The 26,297-nt window shown below is 43.4% G+C and carries 18 protein-coding genes, 3 rRNA genes and 2 pseudogenes; 18 read left to right on the top strand and 5 right to left on the bottom strand.

What is annotated here, in order from left to right; translation table 11 throughout:
- Positions 1-1,125 carry an RsmB/NOP family class I SAM-dependent RNA methyltransferase gene (locus R2I63_RS06610; protein WP_316356023.1) on the bottom strand — a complete coding sequence of 375 codons (1,125 nt, stop codon included), beginning with the start codon at positions 1,123-1,125 and terminating at the stop codon, positions 1-3.
- A 256-nt stretch (positions 1,126-1,381) separates the two neighbouring features.
- Between R2I63_RS06610 and R2I63_RS06615 the strand changes: the two genes are divergently transcribed.
- The 5 genes from R2I63_RS06615 to R2I63_RS06635 all read left to right on the top strand — a co-directional run bounded on the left by R2I63_RS06615 (position 1,382) and on the right by R2I63_RS06635 (position 6,438).
- Entirely contained in the window at positions 1,382-1,846 is a 465-nt protein-coding gene (locus R2I63_RS06615; protein WP_316356025.1) for a transposase, read from the top strand.
- A gap of 544 nt (positions 1,847-2,390) precedes the next feature.
- Positions 2,391-2,960, top strand: coding sequence for a D-sedoheptulose-7-phosphate isomerase (locus tag R2I63_RS06620; protein ID WP_445083680.1), 570 nt, complete (start codon positions 2,391-2,393; stop codon positions 2,958-2,960).
- A complete protein-coding gene (gene lpxK / locus R2I63_RS06625) occupies positions 2,957-4,054 on the top strand; it encodes a tetraacyldisaccharide 4'-kinase (RefSeq protein ID WP_316356028.1) in 1,098 nt (365 codons plus the stop codon). Before R2I63_RS06620 ends, lpxK begins: the two co-directional genes overlap by 4 nt.
- Positions 4,051-5,268 (top strand): dicarboxylate/amino acid:cation symporter, encoded by a 1,218-nt coding sequence (locus R2I63_RS06630; protein ID WP_316356030.1) that lies wholly within the window; start codon positions 4,051-4,053, stop codon positions 5,266-5,268. Before lpxK ends, R2I63_RS06630 begins: the two co-directional genes overlap by 4 nt.
- Before the next feature lie 3 nt (positions 5,269-5,271).
- Positions 5,272-6,438, top strand: a complete 1,167-nt coding sequence (locus tag R2I63_RS06635) for a dihydrolipoamide acetyltransferase family protein (protein ID WP_316356032.1) — start codon at positions 5,272-5,274, stop codon at positions 6,436-6,438.
- Here R2I63_RS06635 and R2I63_RS06640 read toward each other — a convergent pair.
- Positions 6,410-6,736, bottom strand: a complete 327-nt coding sequence (locus tag R2I63_RS06640; protein ID WP_316356034.1) for a peptide deformylase — start codon at positions 6,734-6,736, stop codon at positions 6,410-6,412. The two genes, R2I63_RS06635 and R2I63_RS06640, sit on opposite strands and share 29 nt — an antisense overlap.
- 199 nt (positions 6,737-6,935) lie before the next feature.
- Positions 6,936-8,315 (bottom strand): NADP-dependent isocitrate dehydrogenase, encoded by a 1,380-nt coding sequence (locus R2I63_RS06645; protein ID WP_445083681.1) that lies wholly within the window; start codon positions 8,313-8,315, stop codon positions 6,936-6,938.
- Positions 8,316-8,442: 127 nt separating this feature from the next.
- Between R2I63_RS06645 and R2I63_RS06650 the strand changes: the two genes are divergently transcribed.
- From R2I63_RS06650 to rrf, 12 genes and pseudogenes are all read left to right on the top strand, one after another.
- A complete protein-coding gene (locus R2I63_RS06650) occupies positions 8,443-9,402 on the top strand; it encodes a KpsF/GutQ family sugar-phosphate isomerase (RefSeq protein ID WP_316356038.1) in 960 nt (319 codons plus the stop codon).
- Positions 9,403-9,878: 476 nt separating this feature from the next.
- Positions 9,879-11,159, top strand: a complete 1,281-nt coding sequence (gene nhaD, locus R2I63_RS06655) for a sodium:proton antiporter NhaD (protein ID WP_316356040.1) — start codon at positions 9,879-9,881, stop codon at positions 11,157-11,159.
- A 122-nt stretch (positions 11,160-11,281) separates the two neighbouring features.
- A pseudogene (locus tag R2I63_RS06660) lies at positions 11,282-12,229 on the top strand (macro domain-containing protein).
- Between the two features lie 101 nt (positions 12,230-12,330).
- On the top strand, positions 12,331-13,524 hold the full coding sequence (locus R2I63_RS06665; protein WP_316356042.1) for an ISAs1 family transposase: 1,194 nt from the start codon (positions 12,331-12,333) through the stop codon (positions 13,522-13,524).
- Between the two features lie 13 nt (positions 13,525-13,537).
- Entirely contained in the window at positions 13,538-13,954 is a 417-nt protein-coding gene (locus tag R2I63_RS06670) for a hypothetical protein (RefSeq protein WP_316356043.1), read from the top strand.
- 65 nt (positions 13,955-14,019) lie between these two features.
- A complete protein-coding gene (locus tag R2I63_RS06675; protein ID WP_316356044.1) occupies positions 14,020-17,535 on the top strand; it encodes a hypothetical protein in 3,516 nt (1,171 codons plus the stop codon).
- 222 nt (positions 17,536-17,757) lie between these two features.
- Positions 17,758-18,201 (top strand): IS630 transposase-related protein, encoded by a 444-nt coding sequence (locus tag R2I63_RS06680; protein ID WP_316356047.1) that lies wholly within the window; start codon positions 17,758-17,760, stop codon positions 18,199-18,201.
- The gene (locus R2I63_RS06685) at positions 18,123-18,575 is read left to right on the top strand and encodes an IS630 family transposase (RefSeq protein ID WP_316356050.1); all 453 of its coding nucleotides are present in this window, start codon (positions 18,123-18,125) and stop codon (positions 18,573-18,575) included. The genes R2I63_RS06680 and R2I63_RS06685 overlap by 79 nt, the downstream gene beginning before the upstream one ends.
- 23 nt (positions 18,576-18,598) lie before the next feature.
- The gene (locus R2I63_RS06690; RefSeq protein WP_316359778.1) at positions 18,599-19,273 is read left to right on the top strand and encodes an ISAs1 family transposase; all 675 of its coding nucleotides are present in this window, start codon (positions 18,599-18,601) and stop codon (positions 19,271-19,273) included.
- Between the two features lie 372 nt (positions 19,274-19,645).
- A 16S ribosomal RNA gene (locus R2I63_RS06695) occupies positions 19,646-21,190 on the top strand.
- A gap of 370 nt (positions 21,191-21,560) precedes the next feature.
- Positions 21,561-24,502: ribosomal RNA gene (locus R2I63_RS06700) — 23S ribosomal RNA — on the top strand.
- 78 nt (positions 24,503-24,580) lie between these two features.
- Positions 24,581-24,695, top strand: a 5S ribosomal RNA gene (gene rrf / locus R2I63_RS06705).
- The 16S, 23S and 5S rRNA genes sit together here, the layout of an rRNA operon.
- A 278-nt stretch (positions 24,696-24,973) precedes the next feature.
- On the opposite strand, the pseudogene R2I63_RS06710 reads toward rrf, so the two are convergent.
- Positions 24,974-25,462 (bottom strand): annotated as a pseudogene (locus tag R2I63_RS06710) (IS5 family transposase); the annotation flags it as partial.
- A 79-nt stretch (positions 25,463-25,541) separates the two neighbouring features.
- Complete coding sequence (locus R2I63_RS10675) at positions 25,542-25,688, bottom strand: transposase (protein ID WP_445083636.1); 147 nt, start codon at positions 25,686-25,688, stop codon at positions 25,542-25,544.
- Positions 25,689-25,897: 209 nt separating this feature from the next.
- On the opposite strand from R2I63_RS10675, the gene R2I63_RS06715 reads away from it, so the two are divergent.
- A complete protein-coding gene (locus R2I63_RS06715; protein WP_316356052.1) occupies positions 25,898-26,203 on the top strand; it encodes a hypothetical protein in 306 nt (101 codons plus the stop codon).
- Positions 26,204-26,297: the final 94 nt, after the last annotated feature.

A 26,297-nucleotide genomic window follows, 5' to 3' on the forward strand; every position in this document is an offset into this window, starting at 1 on the left:
TTATTTCTGCATTCTACTCAAAACCGCACAAAAAAAGCCATCCATCTCTCCATCTTTTGGGAAACTTTGGAATAATGGGCTCTCAAGCTTGAGGTGATACTTCTTCATAAAATGCTCAATTTGTCGTTCATTCTCCTCTGGAAGAATGCTGCATGTTGCATAAACGATCTTTCCATTCGGGCGCAAAAATTTCAAGGACTGATGAAAGATTTTTTGTTGTTCATCGACGAGTCGGAGAATTGTTTCAAGCTTTAACTTCCATTTCATGTCTGGATTTCTCCGGAGCGTTCCCGTTCCAGAGCACGGAACATCGAGGAGGATCCAATCCATTCTTCCCAACATGCCTTTTTTCCTTAGCTTTTGATCATCGAGGACTTGTGCATTTTGGATTCCTGCCCGTTTCAGTCGTTTTTTTGCCTCTATGAGAGCACGAGGACGGATGTCATATAGATAAATTTGTCCTTTGTTCCCCATTTTTGGAGCAAAAGCCAGAGTTTTCCCTCCCGAACCTGCGCAGTAATCGAGGATATGCTCATTTGGAGACACATCCATGTGAGAGGCTACTAGCTGACTTCCCTCATCTTGGATTTCAAAGAGTCCTGCTTTAAACTCAGGAAGGGCAAAGAAATTGATTTTTTTATGGAAGATGATCCCTGCCTCAGAATGTTTACACAGCGAGACGTCATATTCAGTTTCCCATTTGTAAAATAAGTCTTTTCGGGAGCCTTTAAGCAAGTTAACTCGTACCATTGTTGGCGCCTGTTTATTAGAGTTTAAACAAAACGCTCGCGCCTTTGCGTCCCCGTAAGCTTCGACAAGGTGGTCATAGAAAAACTTTGGGAAACTCACCTGAACATGGGGTGGAAGGGTCTCGACATTCTTTACTGGGAACTGTAAAAAAGCCTTTAGGCGATCTTCCCATGAGATAGGTTTCGAGCACTGAGCATCTACAAGGCCCCGCCAACGAACAATTCCATAGAGCTTTTCACAAATCTCCTGACGATCCTTTGAACCAACGCTTTTATTTGCTCGAAAATAATCGCGTAAAAAGGCGTCCAACGGGAGGGTGGAATTCCCCCCATCTTCTAAAATTTTTAATAAGTGGTGTTTCCGAAATGGCTTCATCCCTAAGAGCATAGCATAACTTCACCTTTCTTGTACTAAAAGGGGGTTTCCATGGGAAAATTAGAGCCCAAAAGAGAGGAAAATGATCTCTTCCATCGCTCATACTTTATCAATTTTTTTATTTGATTTACGGAGAGCAACCGTTGAACGGAAAGGTGAGTTAGAGCTCGGATTTGGACCTACTAGAGCATGTCTAATTAAAGAATTTGCTGGACTGTATAGCTAAAAATTTTTGATTTTAGTTATCATCTTTTGGATGACCTATTCATTGGATTTTAGAAAAAAAGCACTGTCAATTCGAAGCAAAGAAAAATTGAGCTTTGCACAAGCAGCAAAACGTTTTGGTGTAAGCGTCAACAGTTTATTTCTTTGGTCTAAACAAATAGAGCCCAAACAAACTAAGAATAGACCTGCGATCAAGATTGATAAAGAGACTTTAATGGGGGACATCGAAGAATATCCAGATGCTTTCACTGCTTGGACCGAGCAAGACTTGTTACCAAAGTTGTTTACTGAAAGCGTCATAGTTATGGATAATGCTGCGTTCCATAAAGGTAAATTTATGCAGCAAAGGATTAAAACTGCAGGACATACCTTAGAATATCTCCCTCCATATTCTCCTGATTTAAATCCAATTGAACACAAGTGGGCTCAGGCAAAGTCTAAGCGAAGAAAATATCGATGCGGAATAGATGAACTTTTCAAGGAATATTGCCTATAACTAAAATAAAAAAAATTTAGCTATATCAACACAGGCGGTTAAGAATAAAGGGGCCAAAAATAAAAAGAAAAATAGCTTACCTATTATACAGCCCTTATACGGAGAAATATAATCAGAAAAACAATCATGCACATGATACCTGTCAACAAGTAACAGATGCCTTTATTCAGGATTTTGAAGTCTTCATTCTTCCACCCTCTTTTAATGGGTAAAACAGATCGTGGAATGAAAAACGCAGCACACCCTACAAGAAACATCCTCAGTATCCACATTCATCTTTTCACCTCCTCTAACCAATTTATTTATGATTGGATGACTATAACCACCAAATTTTTTTCAGCAAATTAAACTTTTTTTCTTAAAACTTGTTGTAGTTTGAGGAACGCATTTGTTCCTTTTGATAACTAATCTTAAGGTAACGTGATCCAGCTCGACTGGATTTTTATCTCTGAATGCGTTAGACTTCTTTACTTGATAGAAGAAAGTATTTGAGGTCAATTTGCAAAACGCGATATTGAAATCTGTAAAAAAAGGGGTTGAAGCAATGGAATTGCTTCGCTCTCCAGAAGGACTGAAGTTTATTGAAAGTGCTGCTTGGGCAATCATTGACTGCTTTAAAAATGGGGGGAAACTCCTTATTGCAGGAAATGGGGGAAGCCTATGCGATGCAATGCATTTCGCAGAAGAGCTAACAGGGTATTTCCGAAAAAAGCGTCCTGCTCTTCCAGCGATTGCCCTTGCTGATCCAGGCCATCTGACTTGTGTCGGAAATGACACGGGGTTCAAAGAGATTTTCTCTAGGGGAATCGAAGCTCATGGGAATCATGGGGATCTTTTTATTGCACTAAGCACTAGTGGAAACTCTGAAAACTTAATCCGTGCGACAACAGTCGCAAAAGAGAAAAATCTCCAAGTGATTACTTTCTTAGGGAAGACCGGGGGAGCCCTTAAGGGAATGGGGGATTTTGAATGGATCGTCTCGGGATTTGAATATTCTGATCGCATTCAAGAGGCTCACATGGCTGCCATCCATATTATCATAGAGATGGTGGAGCAGGAGCTTTTCTTTCCTGTAGAGGAAATGGAAATTCATAGCGTAGGAGCAAACCTATGACAGCAACCCAATCATTCGTTGTTGATGTGATTGAGGGGCGTCGAAAAGGGACCTTTCTCAAGGGAGCCCTTTTTGCAATGAGTGGCTTCTTTGAAATGGGCGTCAAGCTTCGCAATATAGCATTTGATAGACAGTGGATTAAAGAGAAGCGGGTGACTGTTCCTGTGATTAGCATTGGAAATATCATTGCTGGTGGCACGGGAAAAACAGCATTTATTCAACGCATCGCAAAAGATCTTAACAAATTTGGAAAAATTTCGATCCTTTCGCGGGGGTACCGCTCACAAATTGAAAAGGTTGGAGGGAGCCTTCATCTGATAGAACAATCTAGAATTACTCCTGAAGTTTGCGGCGACGAAGCATACCTTCTTTTTAAATCCTTGCCGGAAGCAGTGTTATTTGTGGGGAAAGATCGCGTACTCAATGCCGAGCGGGCTGTTTATCATGAAGCAGACCTTATTCTTTTGGATGATGGAATGCAGTATCGCAGCCTTCATCGGGATATTGAAATCGTCATGCTTCATGGAGACGATCTGTACGGAAAAGGCTTTTACCTTCCAAGAGGATACCTTCGAGACTCTCCGAAAAGACTCGAAAGGGCCGACTGTGTTGTGGTGAATCATATTCACGATTTAAACCATTTTCATTCTGCGGAAAAAGAAGTTGCAAAGTGGACAGATGCGCCGGTTGTTGGTACACGAATGGTGCCAAAAGAAGTAGAGACTCAATGTGGCGATCGTCTTCGAGATTTAAAAGATCGAAGAATTGGTGTTTTCTGTGGCCTTGGCAAGCCTGACTCCTTTGTGAGTACCGTTTTAGAAATGGGTGGGACAGTTGCTGAAAAGTGGATCCTCCCTGACCATATAGGGCCAACGGGCGATGCACTTAACCTCTTTGCACAAAAATGTGTTGAAAGAGGGTGCGATATCATTGTCTGCTCTGAAAAAGACTGGGTAAAGCTTCCGATGGATCAAGAACTTCCTCTTCCTCTGGGATACTTGAAAGCAGAAATGGAAGTGGTCACTGGTAAAGAGTGCTATGAAACCCTCTTATCGAAGATTGGGGAATTGACTTCCGAAAGGGAGGTTTCTTGAAGCCGTGGATTAAAATTATTATCGGACTTGTCCTGGGGGTAATTGCGGGCCTTGTATTAGGTCATAAAGTTGATATCCTAGAGAGGGTCGGAAAGGCCTTTATCGATCTACTAAAAATGCTTGTAGGTCTAATCGTCTTTTCATCTTTGGTTGTGGGAATGTGTCACATCAGTGATCCCAAGAAATTAGGAAGGATTGGAATCCGAACCATCCTTTTCTATGCCGCAACAACGATTATTGCAATTGGGTTTGGCCTTCTTTTAGTTTTTGTTTTTAAACCTGGTGCAGGACTTGGCCTTCCGATTCCAGCAGCTCATCTTCAAACAACACAAACAGTGGGGCTTGTCGATTTTTTATTTGCCATTGTTCCCTCGAACCCATTTGCAGCCTTTGCAGAAGGGAATATTCTTCAAATTATTGTCTTTTCAATCTTCTTTGCTTTTGCCATTACCCTAGCAGGGGATCGGGGCAAGAAAGTATTGGAGCTCTTGGAATCGCTCAGTGAAGTGATGTACTCGCTTACACATTCGATTATGAAGCTTGCTCCTTACGGCGTCTTCGCTCTTATTGCAACAGCTGTTGGAGATATTGGCCTTAAGGTGATCTACCCTCTATTTAAGTTTCTGCTTTGCAATTATGTTGCATGCTTGCTTCAGATCTTTATTATCTTTTGTTTGACCCTCCGCTATCTTATAAAGCTCAGAGTTGCGCCGTTCTTTAAAGGGATGAAAGATGCCATTGTTTTGGCCTTTACAACCAGCAGTAGTTCAGCAACTCTGCCGGTATCTTTAGATTGTGCGCGGAATCATCTAGGGCTTTCCCCAGACATTTCGGGATTTGTTCTCTCTCTAGGTTCAACCATTAACATGAACGGAGCTGCAATTGGACAGGCAATCTCAGCGATTTTTATTGCCCAGGCTTATGGGATTGAAATCACGGTTGTTAAAGTTTTGATTTTGGTCTTTGTCTCTCTAGTTTCTGCCATTGGTGCGGCAGGAATTCCCGGAACAGGAATTGTCATGCTTTCCGTTGTATTAAATGCGATGGGACTCCCCCTTGAGGGAATCGCACTCGTTGCGGGTGTTGATCGCCTTCGTGAAATGGTCTCCTCTGTTGTCAATGTTCTTGGGGATGCTGTTGCCGCGGTCTTTGTCGCGAAAAAAGAAAATCAAATCAATGAAAAGCAATACCATGCAGTGACTTGGCTGGAGTAAAAGATGAGTGATGAAGTAGAAATTAAACTTCCAAAGCTGGGAGAAAGTATTGTCAGTGCAACCATTGTTCAGTGGTTTAAAAAGGTTGGAGATTCGGTTAAACTTGACGAGCCTCTTTTAGAAGTTTCAACCGACAAAGTAAATAGTGAAATTCCCTCTCCTGTTTCTGGAAAAGTTTCAAAGATTCTAGCTGATCCTGAACAAGAACTCGATGTAGGGGCTCCCTTAGCAATGATTATTACGAAAGAGGGGAGTGTTTCTGAGGAGGCAATTGCAACACCCTCTGAATCGCTTACACAATCTAAAGATACGCCTTCCAAAAAAGGGTTTTTCACTCCTGTTGTACTGAAGATCGCGCAAGAAAAAGGGATTGATCTTTCAGAGCTTGAAAATATTCCCGCGACAGGAGCCGGTGGACGTCTTTCAAAAAGAGACCTTGAGAATTATCTACAAAATCGTACTGCAGTGCCCGCTATTCCAGCTATAGGTGGAGAAGAAAGAGTTAAAATGTCGACCATGCGGAAGATGATTGCTGATGCAATGGTTCGATCCTTCTACGAAGCCCCTCATGCAACCCTTGTGAATGAGGTGGATGTCACAAAACTCATAAAGTATCTAAAAGAAAACAAAGAACCCTTCCGAAAAGAAAATGGGTATAAGCTCACGATTACCAGCTATATTGCAAAAGCAATTGGTGAAGGGGTCAAGAAGTTCCCCATGATTAATGCCTCTTTAGAAGGGGATACCATTGTCATCAAGAAGAATGTCAACCTAGGCATTGCAGTAAGCGTCGAGCAAGGGATCCTTGTTCCAGTTATTGCAGATTGTCATACTCGACCTGTTAAAGAGATTGCCCAAGAAGTCTCAGCCCTTTCTGATAAGGCTCGAAAGGGAAACTTAAAGCCCGATCAGGTGAAAGAGGGGACTTTTACGATGACCAACTTTGGAATGTCCGGAGTTTTGATTGGAACCCCTATCATCCGTCAGCCAGAAGTTGCAATCCTTGGTGTTGGAGCGATTAACAAAAAAGTGATTGCCTTAGAGGATGACAGCGTGGCGATTCGCTCTATGATGAACCTCTCGCTATCTATTGATCATCGTGTAATCGATGGGATGTATGGCTGCGGCTTCCTAGCGGAAGTTAAGCATTACTTGGAGAATTTCCAATAAACGTCTCCCACTCTTCTTTCGAACAGGTGTGAGGCCAATTCTCAAAATTCGCGCGATACTCATCAAGATTTTCCAGATTTACCCAATGAAGATGATCAAAATTTGTGATTCGATCGGGGAAGCAGAGGCCATTGAGGTGGTCAACTTCACGCTGAAAAATTCTTGCTGTATAGCCTTCAAATTCTGGCTCCAGCTTTTCTCCCTCTCGGTTATAAGCAATTGCCCGAATCTTTGTTGAGCGGGGGACAATTCCTGCAAGAGACCCGGTCGAAAAGCAGCTTTCGCGAAACGATTCCATTTCATCGGAATATAGCTAAAATATTTCGTTTTAGTTATAATTTTTTGAATGATATATTCGCTAGATTTTAGAAAAAAAGTTCTATCAATCCCTCGTTTTGATACTCAATTACAATATAATTTATATTAAAACATAAGTCACTTATAATTAAAGAATTAAAGGGAGGGGTGCAAATCTCTTTTTATAAGATGATTATGTACTATCCCTTGGGAGACGAGTATCCTGGAGTGCCATCAAAATCGTAGAGATGCTCGGTCTTGATGATGTCGAACTCTTCGGCTGTTAGAGCTTCTAGAAGCTCTGGGAAGTCTTTTTGTTTGCACCCCCCGTGTTTGGGGCGAAATCGTACTCTCCACTGATCAATACAAAAGGTTTCGGGCATTCCATCGGGGTAAACTCGGACCCCCCGGTTAGTGATCATTTCAATATGAAAAGATCCATAGCTATGCTCAAGTAGGCTTTTCTGAAGGCCTAGCACGGATTCATTTGAGAAGAGGTAGACATCAATCCCTACAAGTTCTCTTTTTGTTTTGATTGCCTTGCGAGTAAAGGTTTGAGAAACATCTTTTTTTTCTTCATAGGTAACAGCCTTAAGTTTTGAGGGTTTTTCTCCCAGCCGCTTGATGACAGCTCCCGCAAACTCTTGCGTTCCCACTTTTTCTTTACTGATCCCATCCTTAAAAATATCGTAGGTGTGCACACCATCTTCTAAGGTTTTCAGCCATCCGTTATGAATTGCGGTTGCGACATCATATTGTTTGATATGGATCATCATCATGACCGAAGCCAAAATTAACGCCGAAGGGTTCGCAAGATTTTGTCCTGCGCGCCTAGGCGCCGACCCATGGATTGCTTCGAACATTGCTCCATGATCTCCAATATTTGCAGATCCTACAAGACCTACCGAACCTGCAATTTGAGCTCCGACATCAGAAAGGATATCTCCATAAAGATTAGGCATGACCACGACATCAAAAGCTTCTGGAGTGTCGGCAAGCTTTGCCGCTCCAATATCGACAATCCAATGTTCATTTTCAATAGCGGGATATTCCTTGGCGACCTCGTTAAAGACTTGATGAAAGAGGCCATCTGAAAGCTTCATGATATTATCTTTTACAAAGCAGGTGACTTTTTTTCTTCCATTTTGGACAGCATATTCAAACGCATAGCGAATGATTTTTTCTGAGCCCGGTTGCGAAATCAACTTGATCGATTCACAAACCTCAGGGGATTGTCGGTATTCAATACCTGAATAGAGATCTTCTTCATTTTCCCGCACAATCACCACATCCATTTGAGGATGCTTTGTTGCAACAAAAGGGGAGTATGCTACGCAAGGACGCACATTGGCATAAAGCCCCAATGTCGTTCGGATCGTCACATTTAAGCTTTTGAATCCCCCGCCTTGCGGCGTTGTGATTGGAGCTTTTAAAAAAGCCTGTGTTTGCCGAATAGTGTCCCAAGTCTTGTCCTCAATCCCTGTTGGGTGCCCTCTAAGGTAGACCTTCTCACCAATTTCGACTTCATGGATGTCGAGTTTTGCTCCTGCGACTTCAAGGATCTTTAAAGTTGCATCCATGATTTCTGGGCCAATGCCATCGCCTTTCGCGACTGTTACGGGGACTTTTTCGCTCACAAAGAACTCCTTACTTGATTGATTAACTCTCTAATTATATGATTTAAGATAAGTATTCAAGAGTTCGGCCATGTTAAAAGATCTATTTGATGAGTACCAGAGAAATCTGAACTATTTTTTCGACCATGTAGAGGTGGGGAAAGCAGAGGGAATATTTAAACTTTTTTTAGACTGCCAAGGGATGTTGATTTTCACTGGTGTTGGGAAAAGTGGAATTATTGCCGAAAAACTTGCGATGACAATGATTTCAACTGGGACAAAAGCTTTGTACCTTCCTCCTATGAATGCTCTTCATGGAGATATTGGGATTGTTACAGACAAAGATGTTCTCATTTGCATTAGCAAAAGCGGGGAAAGCGAGGAGCTCTTAAGCCTTGTTCCCTTTGCACAAAAAAAGGGAGCTAAAACCGTTGCTTGGGTTTCTAGTACGGAATCAAAACTCGGTCTCGCTTGCGACATAGGAATTTCCCTTCCGCTAAACAAGGAACTTTGTCCCTTTGACCTGGCCCCCACGACCTCGACTTCGATCCAACTTATTTTTGGAGATGTTCTTTCCGTTGCACTTATGAAGGTTAAGAACTTTAGCCTGGACGATTATGCGCTTAATCATCCTGCAGGGGCCATTGGAAAAAAAATCTCTCTCACAGTTGATGATGTCATGCTTCAAGGAGAAATACTTCCCCTTTGCCGGCCCAATGAAAAACTGCGGGATGCGCTGGTTACTCTAACGGACAAAAAGTGTGGGTGTTTGCTCATCACCGATGCCGAAGGGACGTTTCGTGGAATCTTCACCGATGGAGACCTCCGTCGCGCCTTCCAAAAAAATCCTGCGGAAATGCTAGAAAAAACAATGGAAGAGCTCATGACACCCTCATGCATCGCAACCAAAAAAGGGAAGCGAGCTCTTGATGCGCTGCGGCTCATGCAAACCGATGAGAAAAAATGGGTCAATGTCCTTCCGGTGATAGAATCAGGAACACTTGTTGGATTGATTCGCATGCATGATCTCGTTCAAGCGGGAATCACCTAAAAAATAAGAGAATACCACCCGAGATTTTTTCGTTTCTAGTCGCAGACCATATTTTGTTTTCGATTCAAAGTAAGTGATTTTTCTAATTTCTGAGTAGGGAATGATACACTCTCCTCCCTTGTTTGATACAAAAATCAAGCGCTTGTCTTCTAATAAGATTTTATGAGGATGTGTTTCTAAACGAGTAAACCTTTTATAGGGGATCAGTCCCCACCCTATCAAAAACATTCCCAGAGAAAATATGAGAAACCCCCAGGCATTTAGAAAAGTAAGTGGAGCCCACACCCCAAAAACAAAAAGAATAAAAACACCGACCCCGCCCAACACCATTCCTTGAAACAAGAGGCGGTTTTTGACCTTTGTTTGTACAACTGAGAAAAGTTTTAAATGATCCATTGAAAATTATTGTCTTTTTCGTTATCCGAAAGCTTGAGTTTTATAAGGAACCAAGTTAGGATGTCAGCAAGGCGACTCTTATGACTGATGAAATTTTTACACTTTCGCATGATATCCTTATTGCGATTTTCGCGATTGGTTACACTGCTATCATCCTTGAATTTTTGATTCGCGTCAATAAAACAGCAGTTGCCTTGTTTATGGCGGTCGTCTGCTGGTTAATTTACTTTGTTGGGGATCCCCAGCCGCTGAGTGTGAGCACAGCTTTTCTAAACACGCACTTAAGTGATGTATCGCAGATTCTTTTCTTCCTGTTGGGAGCTATGACGATGGTCGAGCTTATTGACTCTCACAAAGGGTTCAATACCTTCATCCATTACCTCCATACGCGTTCCAAACGGAAGATGCTTTGGGTTACCTGTTTTTTAGCCTTTTTCTTGTCGGCGGTCCTTGATAACTTAACGACGACAATCCTAATGATTTCTATTTTAAGGAAGCTGATCCCACATAAAAAGGAGAGATTCCTCTTTTCATGCATGGTGATTGTTGCTGCAAATGCCGGGGGTGCTTGGACCCCAATTGGAGATGTGACAACAACAATGCTTTGGATTGGGGGGCAGATCACTTCGATGAAAGTGATTACAGAGCTCTTTTTCCCCAGCTTAATTTCTATGATGTTTCCTCTTCTTCTTTATACCTTTACAATGAAAGGGAAGTTTCCAAAGTCTGAAATCGATTTTCGCGATGAGCCATTAGAACCAGGCGCTCACCTTGTCTTCTATTTAGGAATTGTTTTATTCCTTTGCGTTCCTGTTTTTAAGGCTTTAACGGGTCTTCCTCCATTTATGGGAATGCTTATTTCCCTTTCGATTATGTGGCTTGCGACTGATATCATGCATCACCGCTACGAGCAAAGACACCATCTCAGAGTGCCACATATTCTGACAAAAATCGACGTTTCCAGTATTCTCTTTTTCTTAGGAATCCTGCTAAGCGTCAATGCCCTTGAATCCACGGGACTTCTTGATGGTGCAGCGCAGTGGTTAAATGTTAATATGCGAAGCGAAGCACTTATTGCCTCAGTAATTGGTGTTGTTTCAGCAATCATTGACAATGTTCCTCTGGTTGCTGCAACAATGGGGATGTACGACCTCCAAACGACTCCGACTGACTCGCCGCTGTGGCTCATGATCGCTTATGCTGCTGGTACTGGTGGGAGCATTTTGGTTATGGGTTCCTCCGCAGGTGTGGCTCTTATGGGGCTTGAAAAAGTGGATTTCTTCTCCTACTTTAAAAAGATGTCTTTGCCGGTCTTCATTGGATATGTGTTAGGGATGCTCTTCTACGTCTTCCTGTTCTAGATTCTAAACCCCTTAATTTTAGATGTTTTTGAATTTTGAGATTTTATAGTGATATTTAGCTATTGAATCTTTATAATTCTTACAAATTTGGGGTGACTATTATGACCGTTGAAAAAATTGCTATGAATGGGGTTTTCTGTGCAGCATACTATCTTATTGCCGCGCACAAAAAATACCTACCTATCCGAGCTCTCCGTATTCAGGCGGGAGCTTTTGCGTTGTCTTTGCTTGCAAAGGAGGCGCTGTGCACTCCAAAGACCTCCAGAGGTCTAGATAAGAGCGATTTCATTCCTTATGCTTTCGTTACAGCATCACTTTATTGGACAGTCATTAGCAAAAAGGCTCAGTATATCAGTACGGCAGTTTTGGGCACAGTGCCAGTATTAATTGGTCAGCCTCGCGCGACTCCCTATGTGCCGCTTCCCCTTCCCCGGCCGAGGGAGCCTCTGCCACCTTACGATGCCCACCTTCCCGGTGGTGTAAAAATTGGAAGTGCGAATGTAGAAGCCGTCATTGGTGATATTCTGGATTTGCCTGTGGAGGCAATTGTGAATGCTGCACGAGAGTCGCTCCTAGGTGGCGGTGGAATTGATGGAGTCATACATAAAGCAGCTGGTCCGCAGCTTAAAGAGGCGTGTAGTAAGCGTCCTCTCCTGCCGACAAGCGCAAGTCATCGGATAAATATGGGTGAGGCTGTCGCGACTCCATCATTTAACCTTAAAGGAAGGGGCAATATGACAAAATACGTTGTACACACTGTAGGTCCACGAGCTTGAACAGTAGGCGGCGCAGTCCTTCTTGCAAATGCCTATCGAAACTCTCTAGTAGCTGCAGAAGCCCAGGGGATTCGTTCAATTGCATTTCCGGCGATTTCAGTAGGAGAGTTTCATTATCCATTTGAGAAAGCTCAAAAAACTGCCTTTGAAACTGTAAAAACATATGTAGAAGCAAATCCTGGCGCCTTTGATGCTGTTGTTTTTGTCTATCATAAGAAAGATATTCGGAAAGAGCAAGAGGCATCCATTCGCATTGCATGGCAAGAGAAATTACTCTTTAAGTGCATTCCCTAAAGATTTATCTGTACTTTATGTCAGGGACTTTTCATAAAAAAGTTTTGACATCGACTAAGGTTTAACAGAAGATAACACTTCTGATTAACTTAGAGGTGTTTATGTCAAAGAAACAAGTGGCCAAGTTCTATTCTGAAGTAGATCAACTCCTAGATCAGCAAGCCTTCATTGAGTCCATAGAAATAGAATTCAAAGATATCCAAGATCCACGTGCTAAAGATAACTTGTCGTATCCGTTGGTTGCCCTACTAGTCATTATCTTAGCAGCGGTCATAGCTGGGGCTAATGCTATCATCCATATTCATGAGTATGCATGTACAAAAATCAGCTTATTCCAACGGCTTCTTGGAATCAAAAAACCTCCCAGCTATACAGTGTTTTGGTGGCTTCTCGTTATGCTAAACCCCCAAAAATTACAAGAGACTTTCATTCGATGGATGAAAGCTCTTCCTGTTGAAGTGAAAAAGCAAATTATCGCAATCGATGGTAAAAGGCTCAATGGGGCATCCAAGCAAACAGTTCATCTTGTCTCGGCTTGGGAAACAGGTCGAAGTTTGTTGCTAGGCCAAGTCAAAACAGAGGAAAAATCAAATGAAATTACTGCCATTCCAGAATTGATAAAAGCCATAGATATCAAAGGATCAATTATCACTATTGACGCTGCAGGCTGTCAGAAAAAAATTGTGGAAGACATTCGCAGGGCAGGAGGCGATTACGTGATAGCTCTAAAAGGCAACCAAGGAACTTTACATGATGAAGCCCAAAACTTCTTCGATCAGGCAAGGGAGGTTGAATATGAAGGGGCAGAGTGTGCTAGGGCCAAGAAAATTGAAAAAGCTCATGGAAGAATCGAGGAGCGAGAAGTTGCTGTAGCCAGTAACCTAGAATGGTTAGACTGTCGAGAAGAGTGGCAAGACTTAAAGACTCTTATCGAAGTAACTTCAAGACGAGAAGTTAGGGGGAAAGTTAGCGTAGAAAAACGTCACTACATCTCAAGCCTTTCTTTAATTCCTCAGGAGGCGATAAAGCTAGTGCGAGGGCACTGGGGAATAGAGAACCATCTTCATTGGATGATGGACGTAGTTTTCAAAGAAGATGCCTGTTGTATAAGCACGGGTAATGCCCCTGAGAATTTTGCGGTTTTTCGGCGAATGGCGCAGTCGATACTTCAGGTAGATGCAAAGGGAACAAAAGGGATAGCAAAGAGACGGCGGCTAGCTGGGTGGAACGATAGCTATCTTGTTAAACTACTTGGAATATTAATCAACGACACCTCTGTAAAGTCTTTTTTATGAAAAGTCCCTGCGTTTGGGGTGTGTCCGTGTTTCTCTTTCTGAGCTTGCGGAACGTCTTCTAGAAACCAATAGCAGCAATAAAATATTTGATGAGAGTCACCTCTTCACATTGGAACAGGCTCTGATCAATAAAAAACTTACCGTCCTAGGAATCAACACTGAGGATGGGGTTTCTAGTGCCCTTTTTTCTCAAATTCAAAAACTTTCTAGTAATAAAGGGGAGGGTCGGCTGATGATCTATCTTGTAGATACCGATCCTGATCAGGATCTTCTTTCTCTTCTTTCTTCACTTCATGAGGTAGATTTCATTGTTATTCAGTCAGATAGCTTAGCCAGCCTGACTGAAAAAATTCAACCTGAAAAGGTGGTTACCCTAGGGAAGAATGGCTTGCTAGAAGAAGTCTCCCATACTCGGGTCTTGCTAACATAATTTCCTATCATGAAATCCTTTTTTTTGCTACCATACCTGCCAAATAACAATGATTTAGGTTTAAAATGAGCGTTTCTATTGGGTGCGGGCCCTTCCCGTCGTTTGTATATGATCGGTATCTGCGTGAGCCCTTCATGGAGGGAGTTCACCAAGCTCAGTATGTAGTGAAAGAAACTTGTCATCTTTCAAAAAAAAGTTTCAGTGCTCAGGTTTTAAAAAACATTGTATCTCACTCGGTTCAAACAGCCTTCCTGCTAGTTCCAGCTGTTAATGTCATTGCTTTTCGAGTCTTTTTGGCGCTTAGAATAACGATCAATCAGTCTTTTGAGCGGGCTGTTATAAAGGGAGATCAAGAACAAGTCAGGAATTATCTTGAATCAGGGATGGATCCTAAATCAGGGATGGATCTTAACGCAAAAAATCTAGCTGGTGTCCCTCTTCTTTTTCAGTCTTTGGATGCTGAAGTAATTAGCATGCTAATTAAAGGAAAAGCCGATTCTAAGGCAACAGATAGCAATGGCGGGACATTTTTAGAACACTTATTGCTTAATGGAAACGTGGAGCTTGCTGAGGAGCTCGCACAGAGGAAACTCTTTGAGGTACGCCCTTATCTTACTGATGCATTTTTTGATAAAGTTAAAGACAGTCAAGTGTGTCGCACGTTCCTGCTTCATTGGGGATATGGTGCTTCTATTGAAACCCGTAGTCGATATACCTACGACCTTAAAACCACGCTTTTTCTTGAGAGAGCAATTATGACAGGTCAAGTGAACTCGATTGAGGGAGTATTGAATAGCATTGAGCTTTCTGCCTTGGATGAGAGTCTTGCAGATTTAAAACAGACATTGCCTTTATTGAATACGGATTGGATTTGGGAGCATGTACTCATGGGATACTGCCGGGGCAAAGCCCCAGGTGAAGTAAATGATGAATGGGTCATACAGCTTCTCAACCGCGGCGGAAAGATTGAAGCTTTAAATGGAATAAAATTTATAGGAGAAGGAGAGCTTATTCAAAGAGTGATTGTAAGCGGAAAACAAGAGCTTGCAAGATCTCTTGTCAATGGTCGGTTCCTTACAATCGATCCTTTTTTCGAAGATAGATTTTTAAAGCCGCATGCTACAACTAAGGTAACGGATATTTCTCGAGACTTTGTGTGGTTTCTTGTCTCTATGGGGTATGAAAAAGTCATTAAGACTAATTATGCACAACACTACCAAGAAGAGGTGCAGGGTAACATCCTCGAAAAAGCACTTGTAACCTGTGATGAAAAAGCCTTAGTCCGCGCTCTAGAGCAGAATTCGATGGAAGCAGTGATTCAAGCTTATGGGGAGCTGAAGGCAAGGTTTCCTCGCTTAAAGCCTTCGTGGGCTTGGGAACATTTAGCAGCAAATTGTTTTGATGGGAGGAGATATGAAGATTTCCTTACACTTGTGAATCAAGATTTTTATCAACCAACGGATGCCTTTTACAATGCGCGCAAACCAGCGGAAGCTGTGATGTATGGCAGCGGATCTGCTGAAGGATACAAGGCCTTAATGAAGGCGGGGTACCGTCATGGACCTTTTCTTAAAAAGCAATATGGTGAAGAGCTTTTTGATTTTGAAAATATAGCCTATTGTCACGACGCAGAAGGGCTCCAAAGGCTTGCTAAAGATCATGGATTCCAATTGATCTATGATCGGTTTAAAGAATTGAAGTCAGAATCTCCAAAAATGGATACACGATGGTTTTGGAACGCCCTGTTTACGATTCCATCGACGCATTTTGAGCAATATCGGGGAATTCAAGCGGCCCAAGAGGTCCCACCACCACCACGTGAATATCCATTGAGTGACTTGCTTGAGCTTTATGATAAGGTGGACTTTAGTTGTATTTCAGCGGCGCAGCTAACAGATTCTACAGGAGGGTTCCAAAGGACCTATACTAAGGAGCTGCTTCGGGATAATGCTGTTAACAGGGTCAAAATAGGCCTGGATGGGAGCAGTCGATTGGAATATACTTTATCGAGTGAAGATAAAGCAAAGCATATCCGCCAGCTTCAATGGATTATGCATTACCTTCATGAAGATTTAGGAGAGAATGCATTTCTTTCAAAGAGCGTTGGAACGATCTACGCAAAAATGTTTCTTGACTGTTTCGCGTGTCATAGTCGTTGGAATGAAGTCTTTGATATTGTGCGGTGTTCTTTAGGAAATATTGAGATGGTTGTAAGTGATTTTGATAATCAGCTTCAAGTCCCGTTGGGGGAGCATCGAAGGCACCTTGTATATAGGCTTAACCATGATCCCCAAATTCTTATGAAGACTCAAGAGTTTCAAGGGAATTTGGAGGTGATAAACTGGGGTAGACACGCTGAAGGTCTCCCTTCGCTTTCGGCTCAACAATATGCGCAGAGGCTAGCAGGTGATACTCATGCTCAAGATAACTTAGTAGCCCATCTAAGAGATAGTCGTGGATTGCCAAATCCTCCCGTTAATGGTCGGTTATTCAGTATTAGTAGCATGTACAATAATTCTGTACGGACCCATCAGGTATTTGATGAGGAGTATACCCCTGGAGATATCATTGAGGTTCTCTATGAGTTTTTGGGTGGAAACAAAGATTTTTATGAACTGATGCTCGATACGTTTGGAACAAGGATAGCCCCGCAGTGGCATGGGCAGGATTTAGAGCTTCGCAGGAAAGCCCAAGAAGTCGGACTCGATGAAACACTCACCATTGCAGCGCTTGAAGAGATAGGTCTTATAGCCAACAGAGCGGCTTATTCAGAGGAAAAGTTCTTTAGTTTCCTTCAAGACTATGGTGTCACGCCTAAAGATAGTTTCGAACAGGCAAAGGATGAGTATGTCGCGAGAAAGAAAGCTGAAATTGACCTAGACTTTAAGAAGAAATGGTATGAAGTTGGAGTTCAAAAAGGGCATTATACTGTTAATGAACCTCTAGAGAGTCTTTTAAAAGGTGAAATATATTTCAAAATCAGAAACGCTGAACCCGAATTAAGAGACCAGATTGATCTTGATTGGAGAAGAACACCAGGGGATCTTGAGACCTTGCTTGCTTTGTCGGAGTACTTTGACTGCACGACAAAATCTCTTTTGGCGTTTTACCAAACGCACCCTGAAATTTCAGAAGATGTTCGACAAAAGGCTCCATCAGGAGAGATCCAAAAACAGCTGATCTATATTGCATATCAGGTAATGTATGAAATAGCCTCCTTGCCAGTTGGAAACTATTTAGCTCGAGAGGAAAAAGGTGTTTTTGATGAGGTTGTCATCCCCATGGAGGAGTATGATATTGCTTTAAAGGGTGACATCCATCCTCTGGTTCTTGCAAAGTTGCTTGTGGATATGGGGCATCTCCAACCTAGAGTTCCGGAGCTTTTTCAGGGAGTATTCAATATCCCTTCTCAAAAGAGCATTTTTCCGGCATCGAGAATAGAACGGCGCGATCTGATAAAAATCTTTGTTGCTCTAGCGGCCCTCTATGGAAGCTATCGCTGGGCACGCAGTTCGGTTGTTGGTTCTCCCTCGTGGATCTACAACAAGCTCAGGAGAACTCCTGAAGCTCAAAAGGTCTAGGGCGTGTCCCTAAACTTCCTTTCCAGAATTTGGCTCACCTTTACCCATCTGTATTTGTGTTCGATCTCAACAACTTTACCAAGTTGCTATCAATCTCCACAACGTCAACAGATGAGAAAATCTAGGCACAACTCCGGAGATATTGTCAAATGTTGTGTCTGAGCGTCTAAGCGTATCCTTGGTTTATAGCTAAAATATTTCGTTTTAGTTATAATTTTTTGAATGACATATTCGCTAGATTTTAGAAAAAAAGTTCTATCAATCCGAAGCAAAGAAAAATTAAGCTTTGCCCAAGTAGCAAAACGCTTTGGAGTAAGTGTAAATAGTGTGTTTCTCTGGTCTAAGAGGTTAGAGCCGAGGCGCACTAAAATCAGACCTGCAATAAAGATTGATAGAGAGATCTTGATGGAGGATATCAAGAAATACCCTGATGCCTTCAACTATGAACGAGCACATCGTCTCAAAGTAAGCACTTCAGGCATTCGGTGTGCCATGAAGAGGTTAAGAATTAGCTATAAAAAAAACGCTCAACCATCCCAAGGCCTGCGAAACAAAAAGACAAATCTTTCATCGCAGAATATAAACGTTTGGGAAAGCCAATTGTATATATTGATAAAAGCGGGTTTGCCCATGATATGCCCCGCACCCACGGTTACTCCAAAATAGGACAGCGATGTTTTGGCACTCATGATTGGGGAGCAAAAGGAAGAACAAATGCAATAGGGGCATTACTTGGAACAAGCCTCCTTACACTTACGTTATTCGAGTGCAATATTAATACAGATGCCTTTTCCATTTGGGCAGAGGAGGACTTGCTACCGAAACTTCCCTCTGAAAGTATTCTGGTTATGGATAATGCTTCATTCCATAAAAGCAAATCTATGCAAGAGAAGATCCACGCTGCAGGCCATACCTTGGAATATCTTCCTCCCTATTCTCCTGATCTAAACCCTATTGAACACAAGTGGGCACAGGCAAAGTCTAAGCGAAGAAAATATCAATATGGAATAGACGAACTTTTCAAGGAGCACTGCCTATAACTAATTTAAGTCACTTTAGCTATATCAAAGGATCAATTATCACTATTGACGCTGCAGGCTGTCAGAAAAAAATTGTGGAAGACATTCGCAGGGCAGGAGGCGATTACGTGATAGCTCTAAAAGGCAACCAAGGAACTTTACATGATGAAGCCCAAAACTTCTTCGATCAGGCAAGGGAGGTTGAATATGAAGGGGCAGAGTGTGCTAGGGCCAAGAAAATTGAAAAAGCTCATGGAAGAATCGAGGAGCGAGAAGTTGCTGTAGCCAGTAACCTAGAATGGTTAGACTGTCGAGAAGAGTGGCAAGACTTAAAGACTCTTATCGAAGTAACTTCAAGACGAGAAGTTAGGGGGAAGGTTAGCGTAGAAAAACGTCACTACATCTCAAGCCTTTCTTTAATTCATCAGGAGGCGATAAAGCTAGTGCGAGGGCACTGGGGAATAGAGAACCATCTTCATTGGATGATGGACGTAGTTTTCAAAGAAGATGCCTGTTGTATAAGCACGGGTAATGCCCCTGAGAATTTTGCGGTTTTTCGGCGAATGGCGCAGTCGATACTTCAGGTAGATGCAAAGGGAACAAAAGGGATAGCAAAGAGACGGCGGCTAGCTGGGTGGAACGATAGCTATCTTATTAAACTACTTGGAATATTAATCAACGACACCTCTGTAAAGTCTTTTTTTATGAAAAGTCCCTGACTTTATGTGCATGAATTCACCAAAAGTCCTAAAAAAATCTCAGCGGCTAAAAGGTGCTGAGAAGGTTGTCTGAAGGGTTTTCTCATAGAGGCCCGAAAAAAAAAATCAGAAAAAGATGAAAAACATTTGCCTAATAAATTAGAGCTGATGTATAGTCTGGTATTCTTTCTTAAGCAGAACATGCGAAAGAAACGAAAAGAAAGTCTTAGAGCTTTCAGTGTTATTTTGACAGCGAAATTGAAGTGACAAAGCTTAAGGTTTGAGCGTGTCGAAATTTATTTCGATATGCCCCTATCAAACTTTAACTCGAACACATGATAAATAGTATTCGAGAATCAATCTAGCTTCGGCTAGGTTAATAAAGATTAAATTTTCAACGAGAATTTGATCCTGGTTCAGATTGAATGCTGACGGCGTGGATGAGGCATGCAAGTCGAACGAAGTAGCTTGCTACTTAGTGGCGAAAGGGTTAGTAATACATGAGTAACGTACCTCTTTCCTGGGGATAACGGTTGGAAACGACCGCTAATACCGAATGAGGAGATCCGGGGTAGCCCGATATCTTCAAAGTAGGGGATCCTTAGGGACCTTACGGAGAGAGAGCGGCTCATGGGATATCAGCTTGTTGGTGTGGTAAAGGCGCACCAAGGCTAAGACGTCTAGGCGGACTGAGAGGTTGACCGCCAACACTGGGACTGAGACACTGCCCAGACTCCTATGGGAGGCTGCAGTCGAGAATCATTCGCAATGGGCGAAAGCCTGACGATGCGACGCCGTGTGGACGATGAAGGCCTTCGGGTTGTAAAGTCCTTTCGCCAGGGAACAAGAGAAAGTAACTAATAATTGCTTGATTTGAGCGTACCTGGTAAAGAAGCACCGGCTAACTCCGTGCCAGCAGCTGCGGTAATACGGAGGGTGCAAGCATTAATCGGATTTATTGGGTGTAAAGAGCATGTAGGCGGATAAGTAAGTCAGATGTGAAATTTCGGAGCTCAACTTCGAAGCTGCATTTGAAACTACTTATCTTGAGGGTAGACGGAGAAAACGGAATTCCAAGTGTAGCGGTGAAATGCGTAGATATTTGGAAGAACACCAGTGGCGAAAGCGGTTTTCTAGTTTATTCCTGACGCTGAGATGCGAGAGCAAGGGTAGCAAACAGGATTAGATACCCTGGTAGTCCTTGCCGTAAACGATGCATACTTGGTGTAGTCGGACTCAACCCCGACTGTGCCGTAGCTAACGCGTTAAGTATGCCACCTGGGGAGTACGCCCGCAAGGGTGAAACTCAAAAGAATTGACGGGGGCCCGCACAAGCAGTGGAGCATGTGGTTTAATTCGATGCAACGCGAAGAACCTTACCCAGGCTTGACATATAGAGGACCGCTCTAGAGATAGAGTTTCCCGCAAGGGCCTTTATACAGGTGCTGCATGGCTGTCGTCAGCTCGTGCCGTGAGGTGTTGGGTTAAGTCCCGCAACGAGCGCAACCCTTGTCGTTAGTTACCAGCACGTAATGGTGGGGACTCTAACGAGACTGCCTAGGTTAACTAGGAGGAAGGTGAGGATGACGTCAAGTCCGCATGGCCTTTATGTCTGGGGCTACACACGTGCTACAATGGTCGGTACAGAAGGCAGCGAAGCCGAAAGGTGGAGCAAATCCCAAAAACCGATCTCAGTTCGGATAGAAGTCTGCAACTCGACTTCTTGAAGTTGGAATTGCTAGTAATGACGTGTCAGCAATAACGTCGTGAATACGTTCCCGGGCCTTGTACACACCGCCCGTCACATCATGGAAGTTGGTTTCGCCCGAAGCCGCTGACTCAACCGCAAGGGGAGAGGCGTCTAAGGTGAGGCTGATGACTAGGATGAAGTCGTAACAAGGTAGCCGTACCGGAAGGTGCGGCTGGATCACCTCCTTTATGGACAAGATAGTGAGGTCCTAGAGACCTTGCGAATCTACGGTTGGGCAAACCTTAAGATTTTTGTCACTTCACTTTCGCTGTTAGAAGCACAATTGTTTTCTTGACAGAACATAGACTAATCAAGTAAATCAAAAACACTTCGGTGTTTTTGAATTGCGAAAAGCTGATTAAAATATTATAGCGAGTAACATTCGATAACCTGTCGAATGTACTACAAAAAAACTGATTTTAAACAGCGCTTGAGAAGGGGATATTCAACCGCAGTCAATTCGTGAATTTCACGAGCTGACAGTCGGTTGAGTATCTCAGTATACAAGACCAATTTTAGGCAAGCTGTCCTTCGGGACAGTTTAATGTACACTTATTAGATCAAGCTAATAAGGGCTGTTGGTGGATGCCTTGGCATCGAGAGGCGATGAAGGACGCGCATACCTGCGATAAGCTCCGGCGAGCTGGAAAGAAGCATTGAGCCGGAGATTTCCGAATGGGGAAACCCAGTGGAGCTAATCCTCCATTATCATTAACTGAATACATAGGTTAGTGAGGTAAACCTGCTGAATTGAGACATCTAAGTAGGCAGAGGAAAATAAATCAAAAGAGATTCCCGTAGTAGCGGCGAGCGAAGTGGGAATAGCCCAAACCGAAAATTTATTTTCGGGGTTGTAGGACTAGTCATAAAGCTTAAACAAACTTAACATAACCATCTGGGAAGTTGGGCGATACAGGGTGAAAGCCCCGTGTGTAAAAGGTAAGTTTAAGTGAGATTAGCACCTGAGTAGGGCCGGACACGTGAAACCCGGTCTGAATCTGGGGAGACCACTCTCCAAGGCTAAATACTACTCGATGACCGATAGTGCACAAGTACAGTGATGGAAAGGTGAAAAGAACCCCTGTTAGGGGAGTGAAATAGAATCTGAAACCAGCAGCCTACAAGCGGTCAGAGGCCTATGTTTCCTTTTAGGAAGCACGGCTGATGGCGTGCCTTTTGCATGATGAGCCAGCGAGTTATGTTATACGGCTAGGTTAAGGGACATCCGTTCCGGAGCCGAAGTGAAAGCGAGCGTTAATAGCGCATTAAGTCGTATGATGTAGACACGAAACCAAGTGATCTATCCATGGTCAGGATGAAGCAGGGGTAAAACCTTGTGAAGGTCCGAACCAGTATCTGTTGAAAAAGATTTGGATGAACTGTGGATAGGGGTGAAAGGCCAATCAAACTTGGAGATATCTTGTTCTCTTCGAAATAACTTTAGGGTTAGCCTCGACTTTGAGACTCATGGGGGTAGAGCACTGGATTCCCACGGGGGCCTACCGGCCTACCAACGGAAACCAAACTCCGAATACTATGAGTTAAGTCGGGAGATAGACAGTGGGGGATAAGCTTCATTGTCGAAAGGGGAACAGCCCAGATCGCCGATTAAGGCCCCTAATTCTATGCTAAGTGAGTAAGGATGTGAAGTTTCATAGACAGTTGGAATGTTGGCTTAGAGGCAGCCACCATTTAAAGAGTGCGTAACAGCTCACCAATCGAGAGACTTTGCGCCGATAATGATCGGGACTAAAGCATAGAGCCGAAATCGCGGGTGTGCCACTTTGTGGTACGCGGTAGGAGAGCGTAGTATGTGCGATGAAGATATACCGTAAGGAGTGTTGGAGCGCATACTAGTGAGGATGCATGGCATAAGTACACGATAAAGGGAGTGAGAATCTCCCTCGCCGAAAACCTAAGGTTTCCAGGGTAAAGCTCGTCTTCCCTGGGTTAGCCGGTCCCTAAGCTGAGGCTGAAAAGCGTAAGCGATGGAAAGCAGGTTAAATATTCCTGCGCCACCTAAAACTATAACAATGGGGTGACGGAGTAAGTTAAGCACGCGGACTATTGGATGTCCGTTTTTGTATGAGGCTGGTCAGTAGGTAAATCCGCTGACGGAAAGCTAGGTATGAGACAAGGGGAATCTTCGGAGGAACCGATGGTGTAGCGCAATGCTTCCAAGAAATAACCTCTAGTTGTTGATGGTGACCGTACCAAAACCGACACAGGTAGGTGGGATGAATATTCTCAGGCGCGCGAGAGAACTCTCGTTAAGGAACTCGGCAAATTGTCCTCGTAACTTCGGGAGAAGAGGAGCCCTTGGATGTGATACCTTCGCGGTTAAGCATCTGGGGGCCGCAGAGAATAGGCCCAGGCGACTGTTTAACAAAAACACAGCACTATGCAAACTCGTCTAAGAGGAAGTATATGGTGTGATGCCTGCCCAATGCCAAAAGGTCAATAGGAGATGTCAGTCCTTCGGGACGAAGCATTGAATTTAAGCCCTGGTGAATGGCGGCCGTAACTATAACGGTCCTAAGGTAGCGAAATTCCTTGTCGGGTAAGTTCCGACCTGCACGAATGGCGTAACGATCTGGGCACTGTCTCAACGAGAGACTCGGTGAAATTGTAGTAGCGGTGAAGATGCCGTTTACCCGCAGCTAGACGGAAAGACCCCGTGAACCTTTACTGTACTCTGATATTGGCTTTTGACTTGTCATGTGTAGGATAGCCGGGAGACGGTGAAAGAGGCTCGTTAGGGCTTCTGGAGTCATCCTTGAAATACCGGCCTTGACATGTCGGAAATCTAACGTTGCCCCATGAATCTGGGGAACGAACATTGTCAGACGGGCAGTTTGACTGGGGCGGTTTCCTCCCAAAAAGTAACGGAGGAGTCCAAAGCTTGTCTCATCGTGGTTGGCAATCACGAGTAGAGCGCAAAAGTATAAGACAAGTTGACTGCGAGACCAACGAGTCGAGCAGGTACGAAAGTAGGGTTTAGTGATCCGGCGGTGGAAAGTGGAATCGCCGTCGCTTAACGGATAAAAGGTACTCCGGGGATAACAGGCTTATCGCCACCAAGAGTTCATATCGACGTGGCGGTTTGGCACCTCGATGTCGGCTCATCGCATCCTGGGGCTGAAGAAGGTCCCAAGGGTTTGGCTGTTCGCCAATTAAAGCGGTACGCGAGCTGGGTTCAAAACGTCGTGAGACAGTTTGGTCCCTATCTGCTGTGGGCGTAGGATACTTGAGAAGAGCTGCTTCTAGTACGAGAGGACCGAAGTGGACGAACCAATGGTGTTCCGGTTGTCCTGCCAAGGGCATCGCCGGGTAGCTAAGTTCGGAAAGGATAAGCGTTGAAAGCATCTAAACGCCAAGCCTCCTTCAAGATAAAGTATCCCTATGAGATGACCTGAAGACGACAGGGTTGATAGGCTGGGTGTGTAAGCGTAGTAATACGTTGAGCTAACCAGTACTAATACATCCATCGGCTTGATCTTTTTTTTCTCTTTGAGAAAATTAATACATCTCAAGCGTTGTTTAAAATTAGTTTGCTTTGAGCAATTGATTAGTCTTATCTTGGTGACCTTAGAGAAGAGGCCACACCTGATCCCATCCCGAACTCAGCAGTTAAGCTCTTCATCGCCGATGGTACTGTGCACTAGAGTACGGAAGAGTAGGACGTCGCCAAGTTTTCATTCAGGCCTTCAGATTAAATTCTGAAGGCCTTTTTTTTGCTTTCTATTTATCCTATATTTGCTTGGATTGACTCCAATTATTCTTCAATCTATACTCAGTGAGAGCGATCAAGTTGTGATCGCTTATTTGCCACATGCACTAAAATTGATTTCCCTCTATGTCGAGCAGAAGCATTCTATACCTGGTAATTGGAAAAGCGCTTAGGGGGAAAGAATGGCTTGCAGCGGCGATGATTTTGGGACTTCTTGAGAGCTATCCACTGATCATCAAGCCTATTCACCAGGCGTCGCGTCATATGTTTGGTCCTCAAAGTTTACTCCATATGATGATCGAAGCGAACAAGAGACCCCTTTAAACATGCAAGTTTTTTTATCATAACGTGTTGCGATTCTTCGAAACTCCTTAATGCGTCCAAAGAACCTTTCGACAGCATTTCGTTTTTTATACGTGTGCTCATCATACTGAATGGTTACTTTCCTACTTTTTCTCCCAGGGATTACTGGAGTTATCCCTTTCTCTAATAAGATCTTCCTAAATGGATCACTATCATCTCCTAAAAGAGCTTCTCCCTGGCCAATATCAGAGTTCTGACCGGCAGTAATAATAAATCCCAATGGCATTCCCAGTGCATCCACCTTTCTATGAATTTTTGAAGAAAAGCCTCCGCAACTTCTTCCTCGAGCTGGGCTTTCTTGACCTCCCCTTGCACCTGATGCATGGCGGTGAGCTCTAATCATCGTCCCATCAATCATATGCCATTCATGATCGGCTTCACTTGTTAAAAATTTTCTCTAGGTGTCCTTTCTTGATCCATCGGCTATAACGGTTATATATTGTCTTTCACGAACCAAACTCTGAAGGTAAATCCCTCCAAGGAGCTCTTGTTCTTAGTACCCAATAAACAGCTTCTAAAAACCGTCTGTCATCATTCCCATGCCTTCCTTTTGGAGCTGGTAATAAAGGGTCGATTCCCCCCCCCAATCTCATGAGTAATTGATTCTCTTAACATAAAGTCAAACCTCCTTTGGCTTTACTCTATGATAGTCTAATCAATTTTTATCTTTAGGGAGAGAGCCTAAGCTAAAGCCTACTATTGCTAAGTAAAAAATTTACTGCGCTTGTGTGATGATTTATTGACATCAATCAATCTCCGGCCTACACTATTTTCAATCATTATTTAACGATTTGGGGTTACCATGGAAAAACCTAGAGCTAGCGATACGCATCTGTTTAATGCAATGGATATGATGCCGGCGCATCCATCGCCAAGTAGGGGTCAGTTGAAAGAGGGGGGGGGGCTCGACAAGCGCGATCACTTCAAAGATAGAGGGATGTTCCACAAGTTGATGAGTGTAAAAGTTCTTGAAGACAAGGGCTGGCTTGCAGCGGCAATGATTTTGGGGCTTCTTGCAAGCTACCCACTGGTCGTTAAGCCACTTCACAAGGTGTCAACGGACATGCTTAGCAAAATGCGTAGCAACCTAAAGACTGGCGCTATTTAAGCTCTGACTTTTTAGAAAAGTCTATCTGAAAAAAGGGATGCAAAAGCATCCCTTTTTTATTGGCTGCTTAGAGAGACGTTCTTCAGGAGTCTCT

The sequence above is a fragment of the Candidatus Neptunochlamydia sp. REUL1 genome (assembly GCF_963457595.1).
Taxonomy (GTDB): domain Bacteria; phylum Chlamydiota; class Chlamydiia; order Chlamydiales; family Simkaniaceae; genus Neptunichlamydia.